Raw genomic sequence first — 1,168 nt, 5'->3', positions numbered from 1 at the left:
CTATGCTGACGTCGAGACTTGTGATCAAGAGACAGGCGATGCGCCGCGCCACCGGCGCCGGGATGCGCGCCGGGCCGATGAGCGCGCCCCAGGTCGCGGCCTCGAAGCCCGGGAAGCCGCTTTCCGCCACGGTGGGCACATCCGGCAGGTTCGGCAGGCGTTGCGCGGAGGTCGTGGCCAGGACCTTCAGCTTGCCCGCCTGCACATGGCCGAGCACGGAGGGCAAGGGATCGAACATCACGTCCACCCGCCCCGCCATCAGGTCCGGATGCGCGGCGGTGGAGCCGCGATAGGGCACGTGCGTCATCTTCGCCTCGGCGCGGGCGGCGAACATCTCCGCCGCCAGGTGCACCGCGCCGCCGGTCCCGGCGAAGCTGATGCTGCCTTCCTTGCGCCGCGCCAGTTCCGCCAGCTGCTGCGGGGTGCTGGCGGGGAAGTCGGGCGCGGCGACCAGCAGCAGCGGCACGCTGTAGACCACGGTCAGCGCGGTCAGGTCCTTCAGCGTGTCGAAGGGCGTGGTGTAGAGCGGCACGTTGACGGCGTGGTTCACCGAGATCATCGCCAGCGTGTGCCCGTCCGGCGGCGCCTTCGCCACCACGTCCGTGCCGATGATCCCGTTGGCCCCGGCACGGTTCTCCACCACCACGGGCTGGCCCCACTGCTTCGACAGCGGCTCCGCCAGCAGCCGCGCGGCGATGTCGGCGGAACCGCCGGGGGTATAGGGCACGATCACCCGCACGGCATGGGACGGGAAGCTCTCGGCCTGCGCCCCCGCCCGCCGCGGGGCCAGGAAAGGTGCGGCCAGCAGCGGCGTGTGCAGCAGGGTGCGGCGACGGATGGACATGTTTCTCTTCCCCAGCCCGGTTTTCCGGCATTGTCGTGCGGCTGCCCCGGTCTGTCCGGGAAAGGCCGTGGACGGAATCCTGCCCCGGATGGATAGCCGGAACAAGCCGGGGTGCCCGCGCCTTCAGCGCGCCGTGACGCCGCCCGCCGCCGGCAGCAGCCCCGCCGCCAGGATCTCCGCCGCCACCCGCCCGCTCTCGTCCAGGGGTGCGCGTGCGAAGGGCTCCGGGAAGGCGTCGAAGGGGCGCGCCTGCCCCGCCCCGTAGAGGCTCTGGTGCAGGGCCGCGTGGCGCGGCGCCGCCAAGGGATCGAGGCCCGGCATGGC

1 protein-coding gene and 1 pseudogene are annotated in these 1,168 nt (G+C 72.8%); both read right to left on the bottom strand.

The features are described 5' to 3' along the window. A partial coding sequence (locus ROTAS13_RS24815; RefSeq protein ID WP_075823690.1) for a tripartite tricarboxylate transporter substrate binding protein occupies positions 1-844 on the bottom strand: 844 nt, incomplete at its 3' end. A gap of 123 nt (positions 845-967) precedes the next feature. Further along, positions 968-1,168, bottom strand: a pseudogene (locus tag ROTAS13_RS24810) (mitochondrial fission ELM1 family protein); the annotation flags it as partial.

The organism is Roseomonas sp. TAS13 (genome assembly GCF_001950415.1).
In the GTDB taxonomy this organism is placed as follows: Bacteria; Pseudomonadota; Alphaproteobacteria; order Acetobacterales; family Acetobacteraceae; genus Roseomonas; species Roseomonas mucosa.
Note: the sequence above shows the minus strand (reverse complement) of the source record. Positions and strands in the feature narration are given on the sequence as shown.